Annotated in this window: 16 protein-coding genes, 1 tRNA gene and 1 pseudogene; 13 read left to right on the forward strand and 5 right to left on the reverse strand. The window is 62.3% G+C overall.

Going from position 1 to position 18,563, the window contains the following annotated elements; all coding sequences use genetic code 11:
- Nucleotides 1-127 precede the first annotated feature (127 nt).
- The 6 genes from leuC to PAM7066_RS09490 all read left to right on the forward strand — a co-directional run bounded on the left by leuC (nt 128) and on the right by PAM7066_RS09490 (nt 5,635).
- A complete protein-coding gene (leuC, locus tag PAM7066_RS09465) occupies nt 128-1,543 on the forward strand; it encodes a 3-isopropylmalate dehydratase large subunit (RefSeq protein WP_085853908.1) in 1,416 nt (471 codons plus the stop codon).
- A 27-nt stretch (nt 1,544-1,570) separates the two neighbouring features.
- Complete coding sequence (gene leuD / locus PAM7066_RS09470; RefSeq protein ID WP_085853909.1) at nt 1,571-2,176, forward strand: 3-isopropylmalate dehydratase small subunit; 606 nt, start codon at nt 1,571-1,573, stop codon at nt 2,174-2,176.
- Between the two features lie 278 nt (nt 2,177-2,454).
- Nucleotides 2,455-3,264, forward strand: coding sequence for a hypothetical protein (locus PAM7066_RS09475; protein WP_085853910.1), 810 nt, complete (start codon nt 2,455-2,457; stop codon nt 3,262-3,264).
- On the forward strand, nt 3,261-4,298 hold the full coding sequence (locus tag PAM7066_RS09480) for an endonuclease/exonuclease/phosphatase family protein (RefSeq protein WP_090928863.1): 1,038 nt from the start codon (nt 3,261-3,263) through the stop codon (nt 4,296-4,298). Before PAM7066_RS09475 ends, PAM7066_RS09480 begins: the two co-directional genes overlap by 4 nt.
- A 70-nt stretch (nt 4,299-4,368) precedes the next feature.
- Nucleotides 4,369-5,475 carry a 3-isopropylmalate dehydrogenase gene (gene leuB / locus PAM7066_RS09485; protein ID WP_085853911.1) on the forward strand — a complete coding sequence of 369 codons (1,107 nt, stop codon included), beginning with the start codon at nt 4,369-4,371 and terminating at the stop codon, nt 5,473-5,475.
- 83 nt (nt 5,476-5,558) lie between these two features.
- Nucleotides 5,559-5,635 (forward strand) — tRNA-Pro (locus PAM7066_RS09490).
- A gap of 1,454 nt (nt 5,636-7,089) precedes the next feature.
- Here PAM7066_RS09490 and PAM7066_RS09495 read toward each other — a convergent pair.
- The gene (locus tag PAM7066_RS09495; protein ID WP_085853912.1) at nt 7,090-7,737 is read right to left on the reverse strand and encodes a glycosyltransferase; all 648 of its coding nucleotides are present in this window, start codon (nt 7,735-7,737) and stop codon (nt 7,090-7,092) included.
- On the reverse strand, nt 7,734-8,129 hold the full coding sequence (locus PAM7066_RS09500) for a glycosyltransferase family protein (RefSeq protein WP_246799787.1): 396 nt from the start codon (nt 8,127-8,129) through the stop codon (nt 7,734-7,736). The genes PAM7066_RS09495 and PAM7066_RS09500 overlap by 4 nt, the downstream gene beginning before the upstream one ends.
- A 418-nt stretch (nt 8,130-8,547) precedes the next feature.
- Here PAM7066_RS09500 and PAM7066_RS09505 point away from each other — a divergent pair.
- Nucleotides 8,548-9,561: pseudogene (locus PAM7066_RS09505) on the forward strand (IS3 family transposase); the annotation flags it as partial.
- A 56-nt stretch (nt 9,562-9,617) separates the two neighbouring features.
- Nucleotides 9,618-9,944: a helix-turn-helix domain-containing protein gene (locus PAM7066_RS09510; protein WP_085853914.1), complete on the forward strand. Its 327-nt coding sequence runs from the start codon at nt 9,618-9,620 to the stop codon at nt 9,942-9,944.
- Between the two features lie 171 nt (nt 9,945-10,115).
- Here PAM7066_RS09510 and PAM7066_RS09515 read toward each other — a convergent pair whose 3' ends face one another.
- On the reverse strand, nt 10,116-10,502 hold the full coding sequence (locus tag PAM7066_RS09515; protein ID WP_085853915.1) for a type II toxin-antitoxin system death-on-curing family toxin: 387 nt from the start codon (nt 10,500-10,502) through the stop codon (nt 10,116-10,118).
- Nucleotides 10,499-10,723 (reverse strand): AbrB/MazE/SpoVT family DNA-binding domain-containing protein, encoded by a 225-nt coding sequence (locus tag PAM7066_RS09520; protein ID WP_085853916.1) that lies wholly within the window; start codon nt 10,721-10,723, stop codon nt 10,499-10,501. Before PAM7066_RS09520 ends, PAM7066_RS09515 begins: the two co-directional genes overlap by 4 nt.
- 825 nt (nt 10,724-11,548) lie before the next feature.
- Here PAM7066_RS09520 and PAM7066_RS09530 point away from each other — a divergent pair.
- From PAM7066_RS09530 to PAM7066_RS09550, 5 genes are read left to right on the forward strand one after another with little or no spacing between them, the layout of a single operon-like run.
- On the forward strand, nt 11,549-12,850 hold the full coding sequence (locus tag PAM7066_RS09530; RefSeq protein ID WP_085853917.1) for a nucleotide sugar dehydrogenase: 1,302 nt from the start codon (nt 11,549-11,551) through the stop codon (nt 12,848-12,850).
- A 10-nt stretch (nt 12,851-12,860) separates the two neighbouring features.
- Nucleotides 12,861-13,805, forward strand: a complete 945-nt coding sequence (locus PAM7066_RS09535; RefSeq protein WP_085853918.1) for a Gfo/Idh/MocA family protein — start codon at nt 12,861-12,863, stop codon at nt 13,803-13,805.
- Nucleotides 13,802-14,377, forward strand: a complete 576-nt coding sequence (locus tag PAM7066_RS09540; protein WP_085853919.1) for an acyltransferase — start codon at nt 13,802-13,804, stop codon at nt 14,375-14,377. Before PAM7066_RS09535 ends, PAM7066_RS09540 begins: the two co-directional genes overlap by 4 nt.
- Entirely contained in the window at nt 14,377-15,492 is a 1,116-nt protein-coding gene (locus PAM7066_RS09545; RefSeq protein WP_085853920.1) for a DegT/DnrJ/EryC1/StrS family aminotransferase, read from the forward strand. Before PAM7066_RS09540 ends, PAM7066_RS09545 begins: the two co-directional genes overlap by 1 nt.
- Nucleotides 15,493-15,518: 26 nt before the next feature.
- Nucleotides 15,519-17,066: a glycosyltransferase gene (locus PAM7066_RS09550; RefSeq protein ID WP_085853921.1), complete on the forward strand. Its 1,548-nt coding sequence runs from the start codon at nt 15,519-15,521 to the stop codon at nt 17,064-17,066.
- Here the strand turns inward: PAM7066_RS09550 and wecB are convergent.
- Nucleotides 17,024-18,070 (reverse strand): non-hydrolyzing UDP-N-acetylglucosamine 2-epimerase, encoded by a 1,047-nt coding sequence (gene wecB / locus PAM7066_RS09555; RefSeq protein ID WP_245749642.1) that lies wholly within the window; start codon nt 18,068-18,070, stop codon nt 17,024-17,026. The two genes, PAM7066_RS09550 and wecB, sit on opposite strands and share 43 nt — an antisense overlap.
- Nucleotides 18,071-18,563: the final 493 nt, after the last annotated feature.

Below are 18,563 nucleotides of genomic sequence, written 5' to 3' on the forward strand. Positions count from 1 at the left end.
GGCGACCACCAGCGCCTGAATGAGCGCTTCGAAGGCGTCAGCCGCTCGGTACTCGCGCGACTTTGAGGTCGCGCGCCGCTTCGTCCATCTCCGACACATTTCACTCCGCGACAGGAGGCCAAGGCCAATGGCTGGCAAGACACTCTACGACAAGATCTGGGACGCACACCTGGTTGACGAGTCCGAGGACGGCAGTTCGCTGCTGTATATCGACCGGCACCTCGTCCACGAGGTGACCTCGCCGCAAGCCTTCGAAGGGCTGCGGATGGCGGGCCGAACCGTGCGCGCGCCGGGGCAGACCATCGCCGTGCCCGATCACAACGTCCCCACCTGGGAAGACCGCGCGAAGGGCATCGAGAACGAGGAAAGCCGCATCCAGGTCGAGGCGCTCGACACCAACGCCAAGGAGTTCGGCATCCACTACTACCCCGTCAGCGACGTGCGGCAGGGGATCGTCCACATCATCGGCCCCGAACAGGGCTGGACCCTGCCCGGCATGACCGTGGTGTGCGGCGACAGCCACACCGCCACCCACGGCGCGTTCGGCGCGCTCGCCCACGGCATCGGCACCTCCGAGGTCGAGCATGTGCTGGCGACCCAGACGCTGATCCAGCAGAAGTCGAAGAACATGAAGGTCGAGATCACGGGCCAGTTGCTGCCCGGCGTCACGGCCAAGGACATCGTCCTGTCGATCATCGCCAGGACCGGCACGGCGGGCGGCACCGGCTACGTCATCGAGTATTGCGGCGAAGCCATCCGCGCGCTGTCGATGGAAGGCCGGATGACGATCTGCAACATGGCGATCGAAGGCGGCGCGCGGGCCGGCCTGATCGCCCCCGACGAGACCACCTATGAATACGTGAAAGGCCGCCCCCACGCGCCGAAGGCCGCGCAGTGGGAGGCCGCGATGTCGTGGTGGAAGACGCTGTTCTCGGACGACGATGCGCAGTGGGACAAGGTCGTGACGCTGAAGGGCGAAGAGATCGCGCCGACCGTCACCTGGGGCACCTCGCCCGAGGATGCGCTGCCGATCACCGCGACAGTGCCCTCGCCCGACGACTTCACCGGCGGCAAGGTCGCGGCCGTGAAGCGCGCGCTCGACTACATGGGCCTGACCGCCGGCACGCCGCTGAATGAGATCGAGATCGACACCGTCTTCATCGGCTCGTGCACCAACGGCCGGATCGAAGATCTGCGTGCCGCGGCCGCGATCCTCAAGGGCAAGAAGATAGCCGTGAAGCGCGCGATGGTCGTGCCGGGCTCGGGCCTTGTCCGGGCGCAGGCCGAGGAAGAGGGGCTGGCCGACATCTTCAAGGAGGCCGGATTCGAATGGCGCATGGCCGGTTGCTCGATGTGCCTCGCGATGAACCCCGACCAGCTTGCGCCGGGCGAGCGCTGTGCGGCGACCTCGAACCGCAACTTCGAGGGGCGGCAGGGCCGGGGCGGCCGGACGCACCTGATGTCGCCCGCGATGGCGGCGGCGGCGGCGATCAGCGGCCGTCTCACGGACGTGCGCGAGATCACCGCGCCCGAGCTGGTCTGACCCTTTTTGAGCGAAAGAGCCTGAAACATGGATAAATTCACCACCCTGCACGGCGTCGCGGCCCCGCTGCCGCTGATCAATGTCGACACGGACATGATCATCCCCAAGCAGTTCCTGAAGACGATCAAGCGCGAGGGGTTGGGCGTGAACCTCTTCGACGAGATGCGCTATGACGACGACGGCAAGGAAATTCCGACCTTCGTGCTGAACCAGCCGGCCTATCGCGACGCCGAGATCCTGGTCGCGGGCGACAATTTCGGCTGCGGCTCGTCGCGGGAACACGCGCCCTGGGCGATCAAGGATTTCGGCATCCGTTGCGTGATCGCGACGTCCTTTGCCGACATCTTCTTCAACAACTGCTTCAAGAACGGCATCCTGCCCATCGCCCTGCCGCAAGAGCAGGTGGACCTTCTGATGAAGGATGCCGAGAAAGGATCGAACGCCCGCATGACGGTCGATCTGGAAAACCAGCAGATCACGACATCGGACGGCGAGACGATCGCGTTCGAGGTCGACAGCTTCCGCAAGCACTGCCTGATCGAAGGTCTCGACGATATCGGCCTGACCCTGGCGAAAGCCCCGGCCATCGAGGCGTTCGAGCAGCAAATCGCACAGGCGCGCCCTTGGGTGTGACTCGCGCCAGGGTTGTGTCCTAGGCACTGCATTACACCACATCTTGGGTCGCCCACCGGGCGGCCTTTTTTACGTTCCACCATTGATGCAATGTCGCACCACTCTGACCACGAAAATGCCTTACCCGTGACGGTAACCTTAAGGCGGCCTTGAACAACCGGCCACGAAAGGGGCAGGAATTGGGCAGGAATGAGGCAAACCGCGCCAAAGACGCGGGTCGAAATTGGGAAACGGGGCCGGCGATGCATCGACCCTGCCCGGATCGAGGACTCGACGCAGTGATCGCTCGACTGACCGGAGCCGCTTCGCGCGGACTGCTTGTGGCGTTTCTGGTGGCCGCCCCTTCGCTGATCCTGCCGACCGTCCCGACAGAGACGGCGCAGGTCGTGGCCTTCGTCGCGATCGCCTGCATGATCCTGACGACGATCGAGTACGGCTCGTCGAGCCCCTGCCTGTTCGAGTTCCGCGACGCAGGTCCCTTCAACCGCATCCGCTATGGCGCTGGCTTGCTGACCGTAGTGCTCGTCTCGCTCGTCGCGCGGCATGACATCGCGCCGACCGGGCTGACCGCTTTCATCACCTCGATCGGGCACGTCGCGGGCGGGCTCCTGGACTTTCCCTACTCGCCCCTGCGCATCGCCCTGCCCGCGGTCGAGCGACCCGAAACCTTCCACGCCGCCCGCTCCTCCCTGGGCGTGGCCATCCTGGTCTTCGGCGGGTTCTTCGCCGTGTTCGCGGCCGAGCTGCATCGGGGCCGCTGGCCCAGCTCGGGGATGTTCAACGTGTGGGTGAACCTTCCCACCTTCGACCCGACGCGGGGCGGCGACGTCGTCGCGAGGCTGGACAGGGACGGGAAGTTCAACGTCGTCCTGGGATGCATCCTGCCGCTCCTGTTCCCGCTGATCCTTGGAACCGAAGGCGGGGCGCTTGGCGCACAGCCGCAAGCGATGGTCTGGACTGTTGCGTTCTGGATCGGTTTGCCATTCAGCCTGTTCATGCGGGGCTTGGCCATGCAGAAAATCGCGTCGATGATCGAGATCCGCCGTAGCGATAGCACCGCTCCACGCGCGGGGCTGGTGGCGCTGTGATCCGGGCAGCTGCCCTTGTTCTACTGCTGGCCGCCCCCGCCGCGGCCGAGACGCTCCGAGTCGCCACTTTCAACACCGGCCTCTCGGCGCGCGGTCCCGGTCTGCTGCTGGGGCGGCTGATCAAGGGTGACGACCCCGAGATCGACGCGGCTGTCGCGATGATCGAGGCGACCTCTCCCGACATCCTGATCCTGCAGGACATCGACTTCGACGCCGGCGGCGCGGCGCTTTCGGCGCTGGCCGAGCGGATCGAGCCGCCCTACCCCCACCGCTTCGCCCTTCTGCCGAACACCGGCATGGCCACGGGGCTGGACATGGACGAGGACGGGCGGCTGGGCGGCCCGCGCGACGCGCAGGGCTTCGGTTATTTCGCGGGCGATGGCGGCATGGCGATCCTGTCGCGTTTTCCCATCGCCGAGGACGAGGTCCGGGACCTATCGGACCTGCTGTGGCGCGACCTGCCCGGCGCAATTCCCCCGCCGCTGCCCGAGGACGTGGCCGAGGCGCAGCGGCTGTCGTCCGTCGGCCATTGGATCGTGCCGGTCGATACGGACCAAGGCCGTCTGACCCTCATGACCTGGAGCGCCACGCCCCCGGTCTTCGACGGCCCCGAAGATCGCAACGGTCGCCGCAACCGGGACGAGACGGCGCTGTGGCTGCGCCTGCTGGACGGCGAACTGGCCGTGCCCCCGCCCGAGCCGCCCTTCATCATCGCCGGGCTTGGCAACGTGGATCCCGACTCGGGCGAAGGCCGTCCCGACGCGATCAGCAGCCTTCTCGGCGACCCGCGACTGCGCGATCCCGCGCCCACCAGCCCCGGCGCCGGGCGCGCAGGCAAGCCGACCGACACCGTCCTGTTCAACCCGCCTACCGGGCCGCTACGGGTGTCCTTCGTGCTTCCCTCGGCCGATCTGACAGTACTGCGCTCGGGCGTCCTCTGGCCGATCGAGGACAGCCCCGAGGCTGACGCGCTTGGCCCGCTCGAACATTGGCCGCGACACCGGCTGGTCTGGGTCGACATCGCCCTGCCCTGACCGCCTCGCTTGACCGGCCAGACCCTACGGGCTACGCGCTTTGCGTCCGCGGAACCCAAGGAGCGCCACGATGCCCAACCCTTCCCTGTTGATCCTGCCCGGCGACGGCATCGGCCCCGAGGTCATGGCCGAGGTCCGCAAGGTCATCGACTGGTTCGGCACCCACAAGGACGTCAGCTTCGACGTGACCGAAGACCTTGTGGGCGGTGCGGCCTATGACGCGCATGGCGTGCCGCTTCACGACGACACGATGGCCATGGCCCAAAAGGTCGACGCGGTGCTGCTGGGTGCTGTGGGCGGGCCGAAATACGACGAGCTCGACTTCTCGGTGAAGCCCGAGCGTGGCCTGCTGCGCCTGCGGAAAGAGATGGACCTGTTCGCCAACCTGCGCCCCGCGCAGTGCTTCGACGCGCTGGCCGACTTCTCGTCCTTGAAGACCGAGATCGTCTCGGGCCTCGACATCATGATCGTGCGCGAGCTGACGAGCGGAATCTATTTCGGCGAGCCGCGCGGCATCATGGACGACAACGAGGGCGGCCGCGTCGGCATCAACACCCAGCGCTACACCACCAGCGAAATCCGCCGCGTCGCGCGTTCGGCGTTCGAACTGGCGAAGAAGCGGAACAACCGCGTCTGCTCGATGGAGAAGGCGAACGTCATGGAATCGGGCATCCTCTGGCGCGAAGAGGTGCAGTGGGTCCACGACAACGAGTACCCCGAGGTCGAGCTGAGCCACATGTACGCCGACGCCGGCGCGATGCAGCTTGTCCGCAAGCCCAAGCAGTTCGACGTGATCGTCACCGACAACCTGTTTGGCGACCTGCTGTCCGATGCGGCGGCGATGCTGACCGGCTCGCTCGGGATGCTGCCGTCGGCCTCGCTCGGCGCGCCGATGGCAAATGGCCGACCCAAGGCGATGTACGAGCCCGTCCACGGTTCGGCCCCCGACATCGCGGGCGAGGGCAAGGCCAACCCGATCGCCTGCATCCTCAGCTTCGCGATGGCGCTGCGTTATTCGTTCGACATGCCCCAGCACGCCGACATCGTCGAAGGCGCGGTCGAGGCAGTCTTGGCGCAGGGCATCCGCACGGCCGACTTGCTGGGCGAGGAAGGCAAGTCGCCGGTCACGACCTCCGAAATGGGCGACGCGATCATCGCCGCCCTCGGGACGTCCTGATCTCCTGCCCGCAGCATGCGCGGCGGCGGCGCTATCATCCTCTTGCCAAGCCGCGAAAACCCATGTAGGCGGCGCGTCACGGTCGGAGTGTAGCTCAGCTTGGTAGAGCACTGCCTTCGGGAGGCAGGGGTCGGAGGTTCGAATCCTCTCACTCCGACCAATGAAACAAGGGCCCTGCGGGGCCCTTTGCTATTTCGACGGCTCGTTTGGGCAGCACCGGTGCGGCACACGCCTGCCTCCACACGGTGGCGTGTCCCTGCGCCCGAGAACTAGTTGGGGCCGTCTCGCCACATGGGGTGCTGCAGGCACGCCAGACCGTCGAGAGCCTGTCCTGCCAAATTGATCAGTAAGATCAGTATCTGGGACGCCGTTTTTGCGCTGCTGGGAGCGGGGCCGCCGCCACGGGACGTCCGCGTGGCGGCCGGGGAGGGGGTATAGCACGGAACCCGTGAACCGCGAAGGATGCTGATCGAATATCGAATTCCTCCGCTTGACTGCGCGGTCTGACTGACGCCGGCGCGGGATTTTCTGTCGTTCATGAACCCTTTAGCACAGCCTCTGCTAGAAAGACTCATTTTGGAGGGGGGGCTGCGTTGGACATGCAGGCATTTGCATTCCTAGTCCATTGGCGAAATTCGGAGGTCTCATACTTTCAGTCGTTCTCTCACTTTCCCTCTCGATCTTTGCAGCGCTGCATGCGCCGACACGCCGCCCTCGCAAAAGCGCGCCAACCCGCTGACCACCGAATGGGACTGGAAGGGGGGGCTACAGGTCCGCTGAGCCAATGTTCAACATGACGCAGGCCTGCAACAGCTTCTCAGCAACAGCTATTGGGTGTACCAGAGCTCAACTGATAGGTCCGGCATCTCTGTGGTCTTTCATGCGCCGGATGGCACCGCCTATACGTGCCTCATAGATGGTGGGCGTCGGGCGCTTGATGAGCGCAAATGGCTCGCGCACCAGTCAGCTCTGGGCTTCAGCGGCGTCCTATTGCTCAAGCCGGGTCTGCGCCCGGAATGGGGGTGGCCAGTGACTTACGATCCGTCCGCAGGTCATCTCGTGAACTATGTTCCGCAGGCCAAGCGCAGCGGAACGCCCCAGATCGCCTTCCCCGGCCACGTTCAGGACGCCTATGCTCCTGTCGTCGCCGATATTTGCCCCAACATCCCGGCGAAGAGCGATGTGAACCAGGCTCAGATGTCCAGCAAGCTCCGCAGGCGCCGATCCGCGGCGCGAACGGCGGGGTCTTTCAGACGGATTGCCGGAACTCGCTGACAGCGGAAATGTACTATGCGCGCTACCCGCCGGGATGATATGCGGAACGTGCCGGATCGGTTCGATCCTAATACCCCGTTCCGCGCTGCACGTGAATTCTTCGCGTCTCGGGAATCAACGCAGATCAGGGAGAGGCAGTAATGTTGATGAGTTCCGGTGCGGGCACGCGTTCCGCCGATCCCCTGTTAGGCCGCTGAAATCGTGCGGCGCCTGTGCTGCAACCAGCAGGGCCGAGCGCTGTGTGAAGATAGGGAACTGCACTTCCTTGTTCCAATTTCTGTAGTGGAGAACGAGAGTCGGCTCATCATCACTCTACTCTCGGCATCCAATCCACAGGCACTACAGCGCCAGCCACAACGCCGCTGCCCCGGAAATGCAAAGGGTAACGATCAACCACCGAAACCCACGTCGCCGCCTCTCGCTTCTGCCGATTTCCGCAACAATGCGGTGAGCCTCATCTTCTGTTAATTGGCGGACGCTCAATCCCTGCGCCCCTGTCGCAGGTGTGTCGATGAAATCCCGCAATCTGTCTACCAAGGCCGTGTGTTGCGGGCTCATCTCGCCTGCCGGTGGCGGGCTCGACAGAGTTTGCTGCGTCAGAATGTCTGCAAGATGGGTTTCTGACCACGCCACGTAAATGCCCGGAAGATTCTCGACCTGGTGGGCAGTTGCAATCTGGTGGTCGTTTCGGTGCTCGCCCAGTGCGTGACGGCGGGGCAGGATCACAAGTGGCTTGCCCCACTGGCGCGCGGACAGGATCGTGCCGATTCCAGCGTGCGCCACGATCACTCGGGCCGCCTTGAAGTGCTTCTCGAACTCGGCCGGCGTCAGGGTCTCGTGAAGCTGCAGGCCGGGAGCTTGCAAGGATGTGTCCGGGCCCCTGCCCGCCTGAACCGCAATGTCTTCGTCCAAGCTTCCGGCAAGGTCTGCGAGAGACGCGGTCAGCCGGGGGAAGGGCAGTTGAGTACCCACCGTTGCGAAGATCATAGCACCGCTCCCGCATACTCTGCCCCGGAAGCCTTGGCGACGTGCTCCCATTGGCTCAGCCAAAGGTGAGCGAAGCGTCGCGCTAGCCTTCCCGAGGATGACATTTCCTCGGCATTGGCAACGCTATCCACCCAGATTGTCCGAGCACCCAGCACCCGGCCGATCGCCAGCGCTATCACCCCTGGAAGCGCACCGGTCGAAATCACGACATCGGGCCGCAGTTTGATCATTGAGGAAAGCAGGATCCATGCGCAGCGAAGGGCTGCCCCTTTCTCATCCCGGTTGCAGTCGGGGACGATCATGAATGGATGTGCGTCGAACTGCTCAGGCAGGCCCGGCAGCGTCGTGGCGAATGTCACTTGGTGCCCCTCGAAGGCAGCACGCTGTAGCATCATCTGCTGCCAATGGCCCCCGCCAGAATAGTCATTGGCATAAAAAAGTCCCGTTAATCCAAGGCAATGTTGTTGACGAAATCGTTACTTGCCTACAACTGAGGGCACTTTCGGGCAACATTGACGCGAGGGCAGGGGACGGCCGGCGCCGGATATACATTCACCGCCCGGTGGCCGAGTTGCTTCGCCGCGGCGTTGATTGTGTCGGCCCCGATGAAGCCTAGCGCCGTGTTTGGATGGGCGGGGTCGTCGTTGATGCAATAGGCGAAGCGCATGGCTCGTGATTATGCTGCTTGGGTTGCCAAATAGTGAACGTCGCCACAAATCCCGCACATGCCCCGCTGGACGTAAGCGCCCGATCTGCTTGCGCATCTCAAGGGCGCCCGGACACCTACGTGCTTCTTCAGCGTGTTCGACGACGGGCGCTGCGCGGCGCCCGATCGCGCAAGCGCAGGGCCCGTCGCCGGCCGACCTGGCAACGGAGAATGCCCGGCTGAAGCGGGAGCAGCAAAAGGCTCAGACGGAGCGCGACATCTTAGAAAACCGGCGCTCATCTTCGGAGCGGCCACCCGATGAGCTTCGGGTTCGTAGATAAGCATCGCCACCTCTGGCCCGTGCGCACCATCTGCGCGGTGCTCGGGCTCTCGGCCAGTGGATACTATGCTTGGCGGGGTCGGCCAGAGAGCAAGCGCAATGCCGAGAACCGGGCCCTGCTGAACGAGATCCGCCGGACCCATACCGAAAGTGGTGGATGCTACGGTGCCACACGCGTCCATGCTGCGCTTAGGGCTGCCGGGCGGCGGATTGGAGGTCACCGTGTCGCCCGGCTGATGCGGCTTGCAGGCCTGCGTGGGCTGGCCGCGATCCAGAGACGGGTGCGCACGACCCACAGCCGCACGACTATCCGATTGCACCGAACAGGCTGCGAAGGAACTTCAGGGCAACCGCGCCGAACCAGATATGGCTCGCCGACCTGACCTACATCCGGACTGGCGAAGGCTGGTTGTTTCTTGCAGCGCTGATCGACATGCACACCCGCAAAGTCCTGGGCTGGAGCATGCGCGACACCCTCCATGCATCGATCGCCCTCGAAGCATTCGACATGCCCATCAGACGCCAGCGCCCGGCGCCGGGGCTGATCCAGCATTCGGATCGAGGTATCCAATACGCAGCTGAAGAATATCGCCAAGCCCTTGCCGCCGCGAAGATAACGCCCTCGATGAGTCGGAAGGGAAGCTGCCTCGACAACGCACCAATGGAAAGCTTCTTCCACACGCTCAAGGTCGAGCGGGTCCATCAACGCGTCTACGCCACGCGGGACGAAGCGCGCCGGGATCTCTTTGCCTGCATCGAGGGCTTCTACAATTCACGCCGCCTGCATTCCGGGATAGGCTACCGATCACCGGTCGACATGGAGCGCATTGCGGCCTGACCCCGTCCACTTTTTCGGGGCAAGATCACGGAAGCGCATACTGAGGGGGAGACGCTATGGATACCGTGACCATCGACCGGGTCGAATACGAGGCCCTTCTGGCTGCCCGTGAGGACCTTGAGGACCTTCGTGCCTTCGATCGAGCCGTGCAGAATGACGAAGAGAGCCTTCCGGCCGCACTCGCAAAGCGGGCGCTGGAAGGGGAGAACCTCGTTCGACTCTGCCGCGAGCACCGGGACATGTCGATCGGCAAACTGGCCGAGAGAGCTGGCGTTCATGGGACAGCCTTGAGCCGGATTGAGAATGGTAGCCGTGGCGCTCGCCCCGACACCATCAAGGCGCTTGCCAACGCCCTCGGCGTGACCGTGGATGATCTGATCTGATCCTCCCTCGCCGTGGCCGCGATAGGGCATGGATCCGCCGCGAGATCTAGCTGCGCGGTTAGGCCTTGATCCAGTCACAGGCAGGTCGCGCACCGACATTGCAGCCTTGCCGCCGAAGGCGATCATCGTGGCTTGCGGCACAGGAGAATAGGTCGGCGAGCTTGCCGCGCCTCAGACCGGTTTCAATCCGGCTGACAGCCATCTTGCAAACTCTGCCTTGTCAACTCTTCCTGATGCCAAGTCCTCCATCATCCTGACACCGTCGACCGTGTCGGGGCGAAAGGAGCAGCCATTCAGCCGCAGGAACGTGGCGGCCGTCACGAAGGCTGTGCGCTTGTTGCCATCCACAAAAGCGTGGGCTGCAAAGATACTGAAAGCATAGACCGCCGCGATCTCGACTATCCCCGCGTCCCTGTAGGCGGTAAGGTTCCGAGAACGGGCGCAGCCCATCTCCAGCAGAGCCATGTCGCGCATTCCGGGCGCGCCACCATGCCGGGCAATCTGCCGGTCATGAATGACGACGACAGCGGCAAGCGGCACCCAGACAGGTGCCTTCAAGCCAATGCCTGAAGCAGATCGCGGTTTTCATCCATCACGACCTCGGCAGCCGCCAAGGCATCGGCCACAGAAGGATCATGCGCCATGATCCGGAGAGTTCCGTCATCGCCACGCACCACGAAAAGGGTGTCGCCCTCTTTTACATCGAGGATGGCCAGCATCTCCGTGGTCAAAGTCATGACCGCAGAGTTTCCGACTTTCCTGATCTTGGTTTCGATCATGGCGCAACTCCGGTATACATAAGCGTATATACGCAGTCCCTTGATAGGACGGCGAGGCCCCGTCCTAGATCGCGCGCAACGAGGGCAACTTGGTCCTCAGGGTCCCTCAGGATAAAAGCCGAGGTGCCAGCCTTTAGGAGTTAGACTTTGCCGCAGTACCTCGAGGTCGCTGTTCGCCATCCTCAAGCGGGTCGGTGACCGGCTCCAAAAGCATAGGGACAACCTATGGAAGCCCTATTCTCTCGAGTTGAGCTGCGAGTTGCTACAAGTGCAACACCAGTTGCCGGTGGCGGCCCGCCGGCGCAGGGTCTGCGGCGCCGGACAACATGGCTCAGCCCGCGAATGAGTCCTCGAGTGGCAAGCTGGTTGAGTCGAAGTCGCTCCCACTACCAGTCACCACGGACCAACCGCGCGCCAGAGCCTGCGCGGCCATCATCAGATACACCCGTCAAGCCCCAGATCCCCAGACAATCGTCCCCAGAGCGTCGCATCCGCTGCTGTCACAGGCACGATACGGTCAGCAAACAACATGTTCGTGCGTGCCAGCTATGCGTCTAGGTCGGCGGCGAAGATGAGTTCCTGCCCGAGCAATCTCACCCAAGGTAACAGCGCTCACGAACAACGAGTCCTCGGGCCGGCCTGCCAGCCACGCAGCCACCCGCGGCGCGCTCGGGCCGGCGCACCGCCGAGATCACGTTCGTATCGACGAGATACATTCAGAAGCTAACATCACGGAGATGAAGCGGCTTCACATCCTGCCGAAGGCCGATTGCCCCTTGCCGCGCCACCTTGTATCGACTCACTAAACTGAGCGCGCGGGGACAGATGTCAGATTTTGCGGAGAGAGTACGGGACGGCTCGGCCGTGGTTGGGATCATCGGCCTCGGCTACGTAGGAATTCCGCTTGCGCTCCGAGTAAAGGAAGTTGGCTTACCGGTTCTGGGTTTTGACATCGACGCTGACCGAGTTGCCGCTCTGAACATCGGCCAAAGTCCCATCCGGCATATCAGCGACGATCGCATCGCAAGCATGCGGGCGAACGGGTTCGAGGCTACCGATGATTTCGTGCGCGTGGCAGAATGCGATGCCCTGCTAATTTGTGTGCCTACGCCTCTCGACAAGACCCGAGAGCCGGACCTGTCCTTCGTGACAGCCACGATGGAAGCGATTGCGCCGCATCTGCGCGACGGACAGATGATTTCGTTGGAAAGCACCACCTGGCCCGGCACCACGCGCGAGATCCTTCTGCCCTATCTGGAGCGTGCAGGTCACGTTGCGGGTGAGACCGCCTACTTGGTCTATTCACCTGAGCGCGAAGACCCGGGCAATCGCGCGTTCAACACGCAGACCATCCCGAAGATCGTCGGCGGCTACACGCCCGCCTGCCTTAAGGCGGGCTTGGCGCTCTATGGGGCATTCATCGACAAGGTGGTTCCGGTCTCCTCGACCGACGCGGCCGAGATGGTAAAGCTGCTCGAGAACATTCATCGCTCGATCAATATCGGGATGGTGAACGAGATGAAGGTGCTGACCGATCGAATGGGGCTCGACTTGTTCGAGATCGTGGATGCCGCTGCCACCAAGCCCTTCGGCTTCACCCCCTATTATCCTGGTCCAGGAATCGGCGGCCACTGTATCCCTATCGACCCCTTCTACCTCACTTGGAAGGCCCGCGAATACGGCCTGCACACCCGCTTCATAGAGCTTGCGGGTGAAATCAATGCAGGCATGCCAAGATATGTCGTGGATAAGGTTGTCCGCGCATTAAATGGGGCCGGAAAAAGCCTGAAGGGCGCAAAGATCCTAGCTTTGGGAATCGCCTATAAGCGCGACGTGGACGACATGCGCGAAAGCCCCTCGGTCTTTGTGATGGAACATCTGCGCGACTGGGGGGCAGCGCTTTCCTATTCCGATCCCAACGTGCCGGTCTTCCCGACCATGCGCGAACACCAGTTTGATCTCGCTTCAATCGACCTGACGCCGGAAACGCTGGCCGGCTTTGACGCAGTGATCCTGCTGACCGATCACACCGATTTCGACTACGACATGATCCGCCAGCACGCTCCCCTCATCATCGACACCCGAGGCAAGTTCCGCGAGGGTAGCGACAAGATCGTTCGGGCCTGAGAGGACAAAGATGACACGTTACGCATTGATCGGTGCAGCTGGATACATCGCGCCCCGCCACCTGAAGGCCATCAGGGAGACCGGCGGCACGCTCGACGTTGCCTATGACATCAACGACAGCGTCGGGATCATGGACAGCCATTTCCCCGATGCTGCCTTCTTCACCGAGTTCGAGCGGTTCGAGACCGACGTCCACGCCCGCCGCCGCCGCGAGGGGATTGACTATGTGGCGATCTGCTCGCCGAACTACCTGCACAAGTCGCACATGGCCTTTGCGCTCCGGGCCGGGGCGCATGCGATCTGCGAAAAGCCGCTGGTGCTTGACGTCTCGGATCTCGACGATCTTGCCGAGACGGAGGCCGAGACCGGCAAGCGCATCAACTCGATCCTGCAGCTTCGCCTGCACCCCGCGATCCTTGCCCTGAAGGAGAAGGTCGCCGCTGCGCCCGCCGACAAGACTTGGGAGGTGGATCTAGGATACTTCACCTCACGCGGGGCCTGGTACCATGCCTCTTGGAAAGGATTTGAGCACAAGTCCGGCGGGATCGCGACCAATATCGGCGTGCATTTCTACGATATGCTGTCCTTCATCTTCGGGCCGAATCGCGAAAATGTGGTCCATCATCGGGCCCCCGACGCCGCTGCCGGGTATCTCGAGTTCGGAAATGCCCGCGTCCGCTGGGTGCTGTCGATCAACCGCGACCACCTGCCCGCTCACACACCCGAGGGACAGACGACCCACCGGTCCATCACCGTGGACGGCGAAGAGATCGAGTTCTCGGGCGGCTTCACCGACCTGCACACCGCGTCGTACCACGGAATCCTGAAGGGCGACGGCTACGGGCTGGACGCAGTGCGCCCTTCGATCGAGCTGGTCAGCCATATCCGCAATGCGCCGATAGAGCCTCACAAAGGCGAGCGACATCCGGACATTGCGAAGGTGATCGGCGCATGATCTCGCCCGGTGCAACGATCCACGAGAGCGCCTATGTGGACGAGCCCTGCGAGGTGGGTGAGGGAAGCCGCATCTGGCACTTTGTCCATGTGCTGCCGCACACGACCATCGGCAGGAACTGCGTACTGGGCCAGAACGTGATGGCCGGTCCGAGCGTGACCATCGGCGACGGCTGCAAGATCCAGAACAACGTGGCACTCTACAAGGGCGTACGGCTGGAGGCGGACGTGTTCTGCGGACCCTCCTGCGTGTTTACCAACGTGCTAACTCCTCGCGCCCATATCGAGCGCAAGGACGAGTTCTTCGAAACCCACGTGGGCCGCGGGGCGACCATCGGCGCGAACGCGACCATCGTCTGCGGCAACCGCCTTGGTGCCTACTGCATGGTGGCCGCGGGTGCGGTCGTCACCCATGACGTGCCTGACTTTGCGTTGGTTGCCGGTGTGCCTGCACGCCGGATCGGCTGGGTAAGCCGGGCGGGCGATCGCCTCGGCGATGACCTGACCTGCCCCCGTACAGGCGAGGTTTACGAAGAAGCGGACGGCGCGCTGCGCCTGGTGGAGACCTCCTGATGCAGTTCATCGACCTTGCCGCCCAGCAGGCGCGTCTTCGCAGCCGGATCGACGAGAGGATCGCAAGGGTTCTCGATCACGGAATTTACATCATGGGCCCCGAAGTCGGCGAGCTTGAGGAAAGACTCGCCACATTCTGCGGCGCATCCCACTGTATCAGCTGCGCCAACGGCACCGATGCGCTCCAGTTAGCGCTTATGGCGCTTGGGACCGGGCCCGGCGACGCGGTGTTCGTTCCCTCTTTCACCTTCGCAGCAACGGCAGAAGTCGTGCCTTTTGTAGGCGCGACGCCTGTCTTCACAGACATCGATCTTGAAAGCTATACGATGTCGCCAGACAGCCTTGAGCGTGCGGTTCGTCATGCACGGCGCGAAGGACTACGCCCGGCAGCTGTGATGCCGGTCGATCTGTTTGGACGGCCGGCAGATTACGACGCTCTGTCGGCCGTCGCAGCGCGCGAAGGTATGAAGGTCGTGGCTGACAGCGCGCAGGGCTGGGGCGCAACTTATAGGGGCCGCATGACCGGAACCTTGGGGACTATCACAACCACTTCCTTCTTCCCAGCGAAGCCGCTCGGCTGCTATGGCGACGGCGGAGCAATGTTCACCGAGGACGCAGATCTCGCCGCCGCACTCGACAGCTTCCGGATCCACGGCAAGGGTAGAGAAAAGTACGACAATGTCCGCATCGGAATGAACTCGCGGCTGGACACGATTCAGGCGGCAATCCTACTTGAGAAGCTTCAGATTTATGCCGAAGAAAGTGAAGCGCGTCAGGCAGTGGCTGCGCGCTATACCGCAGCACTGTCGGAAAACTTCGTCGCGCCTAAGATGCCCCGAGATATTTTGTCAATTTGGGCGCAGTACACTCTTCTTGCACGGGACGCCGAGCGGCGGAATTCGGTTTTGGCCGCCCTTCGGTCGGCCGACATTCCAGCGGTCATCTATTATCCCCGGCCACTCCACCGACTGCCAGCATATGAGGATTTTCCGCGAGATCCACATGGGCTTGCTGCGAGCGAGTTGGCTGCATCATGTGTATTCAGCGTCCCCATGAGTCCGTATCTACAGAGTGACGATCAAGATCGTATCATTTCTGTACTTCAAGCAGTATAGCTCAGGCACACGAAGAGGATGCAGGCATGGTGAGCGACGAACCGGGCACTATAATCAGCCTGACCTATCACGAGATTACCGCTGACCCTCGCGTGCTAAAGGAGGCGCGCGCGCTCCGCGCCTTTGGGTACGACGTGAAGATTTGTTGTGACTGGCCTGAGGGCTTTCCAAAACACGACGAAATCGATGGGGTCCGTATCACACGCTTTCCCTGTTATGGCGTCGAGGGTACGACGGTGGCTGCGTTCGATGCTATGGATTTTTTGACCACTTCTCGCGCCTCGATGGCCGTCCGTTACAAGCCTTACGCTTCTGCGTGCGAAGTACTGACCGCGGTCAAGCCATACCTGGAGGCCCACTTCGGCCCGGATGCTTTCGATCGGCTGAAATCCTCGTACTTCCGTAGACACCGCGGCTTTGAGAGGGTTCGGCGGCTCATGTCCTACCTCGCATTCCACTTGAAGGTCAGGAGGTTCAGTCGGAAGACTTATATGAGGTATAGCAGCCAAAGAATTGGGGCGGCGCTGGCCGACTTCAAACGGCATCGGAGGCAACAGTTTCAAGCACAGTCTGTGGCTTTCTGGTCGAACCTGTCTCGAGAGGAATTTTCGGGGCGTTATGCGGCCGTCCACGCGCACGACATCTACTGCCTACCCGCCGGCGTCATGCTCGCTCGACAACTTGGCGTTCCGCTTGTTTACGACGCCCACGAGTACGAGCCTGCACGAGCCACGAAGATTGCCGTGGACGGGCCGGAACTGCCGGAACTGATCGAGAATGACTGCTTCCCTTCAATCGACAGGATGATCACGGTGTCGGATGGCATCGCTGAACTCTATTCCAAGCGGTACCGCGGGCCCACTCCGACCATTGTCATGAATGCGCCGGAGGTCGACATTGACAGGACCGCCCCGACGCATAGCGGGCTTTCGCATGTTCAGACTGTCCGAGACCAAGTCGGTGTACCTGACGACGTGCCGCTCGCGGTATTTACGGGTGGCATCCAGCGGGAAAAACGGGGAATGGACAAAGTGCTAGAGGCTCTGGTTCATCTGCCGGGCGTCCAGTTGGCGAGCGTCGGACCGCGCCAGGCTTCGAACGATAGCTGGTTTCTGGATCATGCAAAGAGGCTTGGCGTGGAGGCCCGTGTGACACTGCTGCCCCCCGTTGACGCGAGGGATGTACCGACCGTCATTAGCACGGCCAATGTCGCAATTTGCCCTTTACAGGACGTTTCCCTTAATCACCGCCTCGCCATGCCGAACAAGTTGTTTGAGGCGGCCTTCGCGCGCGTTCCGATCTGCGTCTCCAACCTCCCCGAGATGCGGCGTTTCGTTGAAACTCTCGGCATCGGCCGCACGATGGACCAGACGAGCCCCGAGAGCATCGCCGAAGCTCTGCGTGATGTGATCGATCATCCCGATAAATTCGCCCACAGCCCGGAGACCGAAAGGAAGCTCGCAGAAATCTACAGTTGGCCACGCCAGGCGGAGAAGCTCATTGCTCTCTACCAGGAATTGGTCGGCCCGCCTCAGGCGGAGAATTTGGAAACTAGCTCCTCCGCGATGCGATAGGATGCGCGGCCGTCTCCGTAGAGAACGACATCCTCCCCTTGTGTTCCGATCGCTCCGAACACGGCTTGGGCGATTGCTTCGCCCGTCATTGGCGGGCAAATCCGGTTCCAGCCGGTTTCAACAAGTTCCGTCCACTCTGTCTCGTTGCGAAGCGTGACGCAAGGCACGCGCTGAAAGTAGGCCTCCTTCTGCATACCACCGGAGTCTGTTACGATCGCGGCCGCCTGCCGCTCTAGGGCGAGCATGTCGAGGTAGCCGAGCGGGTCGGTCGTCATGATGCCGGAACCGAGACTCACTCCTTGCCCCTCGAGCCGAGACCGCGTTCTGGGATGCAGGGGTAGAAAGACAGGCATCTGCCTCCCAACGATGCTGAGACCATCAAAGATAGCCTGCAATCGGTTCGGATCGTCGGTGTTATCCTGTCTGTGGATAGTGGCTAATACATATTCGCCAGAAGAGAGACCCTGCTCCGCCAGAATGTTAGCGTGCCTTTCCCCGGCATCACCGAAGAAGATCGTAGCGTCCAGCATCACGTCGCCGACTTGCAGGACCTTCTCCGAGTCGATGCCTTCGTTCGCTAGATTGCGGCTTGCCGCATCCGTCGGCGTAAAAAGATAGTCCGAGCAGTGGTCGGTCAGGATCCTATTAATTTCCTCCGGCATCCTCCGATTGAAAGATCGAAGCCCGGCTTCGACGTGAGCTACCCGGATGTGCAGCTTCGCCGCTGCAAGCGCCGCAGCGATCGTGGAGTTAGTGTCGCCATAGACGAGTACACAGTCCGGTCTCTCATCCCGGATCGTTGTCTCGAGCGCCTCCAGCATACGCCCGGTCATAGCCCCGTGCGACAGACTGTCGATTCCGAGATTATAAGACGGACTGGGTATTTTAAGCTCCTCGAAGAAGATGTCGGACATGTTGGTATCGAAGTGCTGACCAGTATGGATCATCACTTCATTGATCGCACCAATCTGCTGCAAGGCACGCGAGACCGGCGCGCTCTTCACGAACTGGGGTCGGGCTCCGACTATTGTGCAAATCTTCATTTCAGCATTCTCAAAGATTCCTGTTCGGCTGCGTTCTGCCGTCAGGCAGCTTCGGGGTCAAGATTGTGTGCCGATTGACACCGCGTTGGCGGCGATCCCTCGCTCGATGAGCGAAGGATGGCCAGGTGCTGAAGCCACAGCGATTCGCGGAGAGGCGGGTTATCCACATGGCTTCGCCCCAGAAAACACCGGGACCTGCAGAGTGGCGAAGCTGTCCATAAGACCCGCCAGCGTCTGAGGTCTCTGCCGGATTAGCACCGCGACCGAGATCGTCAGAGGTGCAATCATGTTGCGCCTCTCCATCATTCGGCCGCGGCGTTACGGAGCCCCTCGAACTGCTGTTCATAGAGCGTCCGGAACGGACCCTGGTGGCCCAGAAGCTCGTGCACCGGGCCGCTTTCGATCACCTTGCCGTCCTCGATCACATGGATCTGGTCGGCCTCGAGGATGGTCG

The sequence above is a fragment of the Palleronia marisminoris genome, assembly GCF_900172315.1.
GTDB classification, from domain to species: domain Bacteria; phylum Pseudomonadota; class Alphaproteobacteria; order Rhodobacterales; family Rhodobacteraceae; genus Palleronia; species Palleronia marisminoris.

What these genes read in the sequence shown, in the direction of transcription:
- leuC (WP_085853908.1), top strand. Translation starts at nt 128, where the DNA reads ATGGCTGGCAAGACACTCTACGACAAGATCTGGGACGCACACCTGGTT.
- leuD (WP_085853909.1), top strand. Translation starts at nt 1,571, where the DNA reads ATGGATAAATTCACCACCCTGCACGGCGTCGCGGCCCCGCTGCCGCTG.
- leuB (WP_085853911.1), top strand. Translation starts at nt 4,369, where the DNA reads ATGCCCAACCCTTCCCTGTTGATCCTGCCCGGCGACGGCATCGGCCCC.
- PAM7066_RS09495 (WP_085853912.1), bottom strand. Translation starts at nt 7,737, where the DNA reads ATGATCTTCGCAACGGTGGGTACTCAACTGCCCTTCCCCCGGCTGACC.
- PAM7066_RS09500 (WP_246799787.1), bottom strand. Translation starts at nt 8,129, where the DNA reads ATGCTACAGCGTGCTGCCTTCGAGGGGCACCAAGTGACATTCGCCACG.
- PAM7066_RS09510 (WP_085853914.1), top strand. Translation starts at nt 9,618, where the DNA reads ATGGATACCGTGACCATCGACCGGGTCGAATACGAGGCCCTTCTGGCT.
- PAM7066_RS09520 (WP_085853916.1), bottom strand. Translation starts at nt 10,723, where the DNA reads ATGATCGAAACCAAGATCAGGAAAGTCGGAAACTCTGCGGTCATGACT.
- PAM7066_RS09530 (WP_085853917.1), top strand. Translation starts at nt 11,549, where the DNA reads ATGTCAGATTTTGCGGAGAGAGTACGGGACGGCTCGGCCGTGGTTGGG.
- PAM7066_RS09535 (WP_085853918.1), top strand. Translation starts at nt 12,861, where the DNA reads ATGACACGTTACGCATTGATCGGTGCAGCTGGATACATCGCGCCCCGC.
- PAM7066_RS09540 (WP_085853919.1), top strand. Translation starts at nt 13,802, where the DNA reads ATGATCTCGCCCGGTGCAACGATCCACGAGAGCGCCTATGTGGACGAG.
- PAM7066_RS09545 (WP_085853920.1), top strand. Translation starts at nt 14,377, where the DNA reads ATGCAGTTCATCGACCTTGCCGCCCAGCAGGCGCGTCTTCGCAGCCGG.
- PAM7066_RS09550 (WP_085853921.1), top strand. Translation starts at nt 15,519, where the DNA reads ATGGTGAGCGACGAACCGGGCACTATAATCAGCCTGACCTATCACGAG.